This is a genomic window from Pseudomonas sp. UMAB-08 (assembly GCF_900095225.1).
In the GTDB taxonomy this organism is placed as follows: Bacteria; Pseudomonadota; Gammaproteobacteria; order Pseudomonadales; family Pseudomonadaceae; genus Aquipseudomonas.
This window is the reverse complement of sequence record NZ_LT607447.1, coordinates 1-5,375: the sequence shown is the minus strand read 5'-3', so window position 1 is coordinate 5,375 and position 5,375 is coordinate 1. Positions and strand designations below refer to the sequence as shown.

The 5,375-nt window shown below is 51.5% G+C and carries 2 tRNA genes and 2 rRNA genes; all 4 read left to right on the top strand.

The annotated features are described in order from the left end of the window. Positions 1 to 368 precede the first annotated feature (368 nt). The 4 genes from K0F75_RS25320 (at position 369) to K0F75_RS25305 (ending at position 5,300) form a co-directional block, all read left to right on the top strand. Positions 369 to 1,907: ribosomal RNA gene (locus tag K0F75_RS25320) — 16S ribosomal RNA — on the top strand. 83 nt (positions 1,908 to 1,990) lie between these two features. After that, positions 1,991 to 2,067 (top strand) — tRNA-Ile (locus K0F75_RS25315). Between the two features lie 30 nt (positions 2,068 to 2,097). Next, positions 2,098 to 2,173 (top strand) — tRNA-Ala (locus K0F75_RS25310). Positions 2,174 to 2,409: 236 nt separating this feature from the next. After that, positions 2,410 to 5,300, top strand: a 23S ribosomal RNA gene (locus K0F75_RS25305). Together the 16S and 23S rRNA genes with 2 tRNA genes alongside form the textbook arrangement of a ribosomal RNA operon. Positions 5,301 to 5,375: the final 75 nt, after the last annotated feature.

The window sequence follows — 5,375 nt, the reverse complement described above, 5'->3', positions numbered from 1 at the left end:
TGGATCGAAAGCGGTAAAAAAGAGGTGTTGACAGCAGCGTGTAACGCTGTAGAATTCGCCTCCCGCTAACGAGAGACGTGAAGTTGATCGAAGCGCAAGTGGTTGAAGTTGCAAAGGAAACTTTGAAACTTGTTAAAATAACCGCTTGACAGCAACAGGGGCTGCTGTAGAATGCGCGCCTCGGCTGAGACGAAAGATCTCAACCACCCGCTCTTTAACAATTGAATCAAGCAATTCGTGTGGGTGCTTGTGTTGTAAGACTGAAGTCAACTGATTATCAGCATCACAAGTTACTCCGCGAGAAATCAAAGATGTAACCAACGATTGCTGAGCTAAATTTAGGGTTTTTTAAAAACCCAAAGATGTTTGAACTGAAGAGTTTGATCATGGCTCAGATTGAACGCTGGCGGCAGGCCTAACACATGCAAGTCGAGCGGCAGCACGGGTACTTGTACCTGGTGGCGAGCGGCGGACGGGTGAGTAATACCTAGGAATCTGCCTGGTAGTGGGGGATAACGTTCGGAAACGGACGCTAATACCGCATACGTCCTACGGGAGAAAGCAGGGGACCTTCGGGCCTTGCGCTATCAGATGAGCCTAGGTCGGATTAGCTAGTTGGTGAGGTAATGGCTCACCAAGGCTACGATCCGTAACTGGTCTGAGAGGATGATCAGTCACACTGGAACTGAGACACGGTCCAGACTCCTACGGGAGGCAGCAGTGGGGAATATTGGACAATGGGCGAAAGCCTGATCCAGCCATGCCGCGTGTGTGAAGAAGGTCTTCGGATTGTAAAGCACTTTAAGTTGGGAGGAAGGGCATTAACCTAATACGTTAGTGTTTTGACGTTACCGACAGAATAAGCACCGGCTAACTCTGTGCCAGCAGCCGCGGTAATACAGAGGGTGCAAGCGTTAATCGGAATTACTGGGCGTAAAGCGCGCGTAGGTGGTTCGTTAAGTTGGATGTGAAATCCCCGGGCTCAACCTGGGAACTGCATTCAAAACTGTCGAGCTAGAGTATGGTAGAGGGTGGTGGAATTTCCTGTGTAGCGGTGAAATGCGTAGATATAGGAAGGAACACCAGTGGCGAAGGCGACCACCTGGACTGATACTGACACTGAGGTGCGAAAGCGTGGGGAGCAAACAGGATTAGATACCCTGGTAGTCCACGCCGTAAACGATGTCAACTAGCCGTTGGGAGCCTTGAGCTCTTAGTGGCGCAGCTAACGCATTAAGTTGACCGCCTGGGGAGTACGGCCGCAAGGTTAAAACTCAAATGAATTGACGGGGGCCCGCACAAGCGGTGGAGCATGTGGTTTAATTCGAAGCAACGCGAAGAACCTTACCAGGCCTTGACATCCAATGAATCTGCTAGAGATAGCGGAGTGCCTTCGGGAGCATTGAGACAGGTGCTGCATGGCTGTCGTCAGCTCGTGTCGTGAGATGTTGGGTTAAGTCCCGTAACGAGCGCAACCCTTGTCCTTAGTTACCAGCGCGTAATGGCGGGCACTCTAAGGAGACTGCCGGTGACAAACCGGAGGAAGGTGGGGATGACGTCAAGTCATCATGGCCCTTACGGCCTGGGCTACACACGTGCTACAATGGTCGGTACAGAGGGTCGCCAAGCCGCGAGGTGGAGCTAATCCCAGAAAACCGATCGTAGTCCGGATCGCAGTCTGCAACTCGACTGCGTGAAGTCGGAATCGCTAGTAATCGCGAATCAGAATGTCGCGGTGAATACGTTCCCGGGCCTTGTACACACCGCCCGTCACACCATGGGAGTGGGTTGCACCAGAAGTAGCTAGTCTAACCTTCGGGAGGACGGTTACCACGGTGTGATTCATGACTGGGGTGAAGTCGTAACAAGGTAGCCGTAGGGGAACCTGCGGCTGGATCACCTCCTTAATCGAAGACGTCAGCTTCTTCATAAGTTCCCACACGAATTGCTTGATTCATTGAAAAAGACGATTTAGAAGCAGCCCGAAATTGGGTCTGTAGCTCAGTTGGTTAGAGCGCACCCCTGATAAGGGTGAGGTCGGCAGTTCGAATCTGCCCAGACCCACCAATTTTGTGTGGGAAACGCCTGTAGAGATACGGGGCCATAGCTCAGCTGGGAGAGCGCCTGCCTTGCACGCAGGAGGTCAACGGTTCGATCCCGTTTGGCTCCACCACTTACTGCTTCTGTATTGTAAAGCTTAGAAATGAGCATTCCATCGATGTGATGGTGAATGTTGATTTCTAGTCTTTGATTAGATCGTTCTTTAAAAATTTGGGTATGTGATAGAAAGTTAGACCGGACAGCACTTTCACTGGTGGTGTCACGGGCTAAGGTAAAATTTGTGAGTTAAATTGCGAATTTTCGGCGAATGTCGTCTTCATAGTATAACCAGATTGCTTGGGGTTATATGGTCAAGTGAAGAAGCGCATACGGTGGATGCCTTGGCAGTCAGAGGCGATGAAAGACGTGGTAGCCTGCGAAAAGCTTCGGGGAGTCGGCAAACAGACTTTGATCCGGAGATGTCTGAATGGGGGAACCCAGCGGTCATAAGACCGTTACCTTACACTGAATACATAGGTGTATGGAGCGAACCAGGGGAACTGAAACATCTAAGTACCCTGAGGAAAAGAAATCAACCGAGATTCCCTTAGTAGTGGCGAGCGAACGGGGACCAGCCCTTAAGCTGTATTGAGATTAGCGGAACGTTCTGGAAAGGACGGCCATAGTGGGTGATAGCCCTGTACGCGAAAATCTCTTTGCAGTGAAATCGAGTAGGACGGAGCACGAGAAACTTTGTCTGAATATGGGGGGACCATCCTCCAAGGCTAAATACTACTGACTGACCGATAGTGAACTAGTACCGTGAGGGAAAGGCGAAAAGAACCCCGGAGAGGGGAGTGAAATAGATCCTGAAACCGTATGCGTACAAGCAGTGGGAGCCCACTTTGTTGGGTGACTGCGTACCTTTTGTATAATGGGTCAGCGACTTATTTTCAGTGGCGAGCTTAACCGAATAGGGGAGGCGTAGCGAAAGCGAGTCTTAATAGGGCGTCTAGTCGCTGGGAATAGACCCGAAACCGGGCGATCTATCCATGGGCAGGTTGAAGGTTGGGTAACACTAACTGGAGGACCGAACCGACTACCGTTGAAAAGTTAGCGGATGACCTGTGGATCGGAGTGAAAGGCTAATCAAGCTCGGAGATAGCTGGTTCTCCTCGAAAGCTATTTAGGTAGCGCCTCATGTATCACTGTAGGGGGTAGAGCACTGTTTCGGCTAGGGGATCATCCCGATTTACCAACCCGATGCAAACTCCGAATACCTACAAGTGCCGAGCATGGGAGACACACGGCGGGTGCTAACGTCCGTCGTGAAAAGGGAAACAACCCAGACCGTCAGCTAAGGTCCCAAAGTTATGGTTAAGTGGGAAACGATGTGGGAAGGCTTAGACAGCTAGGAGGTTGGCTTAGAAGCAGCCACCCTTTAAAGAAAGCGTAATAGCTCACTAGTCGAGTCGGCCTGCGCGGAAGATGTAACGGGGCTCAAACCATACACCGAAGCTACGGGTATCACTTAGGTGATGCGGTAGAGGAGCGTTCTGTAAGCCTGTGAAGGTGAGTTGAGAAGCTTGCTGGAGGTATCAGAAGTGCGAATGCTGACATGAGTAACGATAATGGGTGTGAAAAACACCCACGCCGAAAGACCAAGGTTTCCTGCGCAACGTTAATCGACGCAGGGTTAGTCGGTCCCTAAGGCGAGGCTGAAAAGCGTAGTCGATGGAAAACAGGTTAATATTCCTGTACTTCTGGTTATTGCGATGGAGGGACGGAGAAGGCTAGGCCAGCTTGGCGTTGGTTGTCCAAGTTTAAGGTGGTAGGCTGGAATCTTAGGTAAATCCGGGATTCTAAGGCCGAGAGCTGATGACGAGTGTGCTTAGGCACACGAAGTGGTTGATGCCATGCTTCCAAGAAAAGCTTCTAAGCTTCAGGTAACCAGGAACCGTACCCCAAACCGACACAGGTGGTTGGGTAGAGAATACCAAGGCGCTTGAGAGAACTCGGGTGAAGGAACTAGGCAAAATGGCACCGTAACTTCGGGAGAAGGTGCGCCGGTGAGGGTGAAGCATTTACTGCGTAAGCCCATGCCGGTCGAAGATACCAGGCCGCTGCGACTGTTTATTAAAAACACAGCACTCTGCAAACACGAAAGTGGACGTATAGGGTGTGACGCCTGCCCGGTGCCGGAAGGTTAATTGATGGGGTTAGCTAACGCGAAGCTCTTGATCGAAGCCCCGGTAAACGGCGGCCGTAACTATAACGGTCCTAAGGTAGCGAAATTCCTTGTCGGGTAAGTTCCGACCTGCACGAATGGCGTAACGATGGCGGCGCTGTCTCCACCCGAGACTCAGTGAAATTGAAATCGCTGTGAAGATGCAGTGTATCCGCGGCTAGACGGAAAGACCCCGTGAACCTTTACTATAGCTTTGCACTGGACTTTGAATTTGCTTGTGTAGGATAGGTGGGAGGCTTTGAAGCGTGGACGCCAGTCTGCGTGGAGCCAACCTTGAAATACCACCCTGGCAACTTTGAGGTTCTAACTCAGGTCCGTTATCCGGATCGAGGACAGTGTATGGTGGGTAGTTTGACTGGGGCGGTCTCCTCCTAAAGAGTAACGGAGGAGTACGAAGGTGCGCTCAGACCGGTCGGAAATCGGTCGTAGAGTATAAAGGCAAAAGCGCGCTTGACTGCGAGACAGACACGTCGAGCAGGTACGAAAGTAGGTCTTAGTGATCCGGTGGTTCTGTATGGAAGGGCCATCGCTCAACGGATAAAAGGTACTCCGGGGATAACAGGCTGATACCGCCCAAGAGTTCATATCGACGGCGGTGTTTGGCACCTCGATGTCGGCTCATCACATCCTGGGGCTGAAGCCGGTCCCAAGGGTATGGCTGTTCGCCATTTAAAGTGGTACGCGAGCTGGGTTTAGAACGTCGTGAGACAGTTCGGTCCCTATCTGCCGTGGACGTTTGAGATTTGAGAGGGGCTGCTCCTAGTACGAGAGGACCGGAGTGGACGAACCTCTGGTGTTCCGGTTGTCACGCCAGTGGCATTGCCGGGTAGCTACGTTCGGAATAGATAACCGCTGAAAGCATCTAAGCGGGAAACTAGCCTCAAGATGAGATCTCACTGGGACCTTGAGTCCCCTGAAGGGCCGTCGAAGACTACGACGTTGATAGGTTGGGTGTGTAAGCGCTGTGAGGCGTTGAGCTAACCAATACTAATTGCCCGTGAGGCTTGACCATATAACACCCAAGCAATTTGCGTCGAAAGAGCAGATTGCGGTGTGTGAAGACGACACAAACCGAAAATTGGCAACA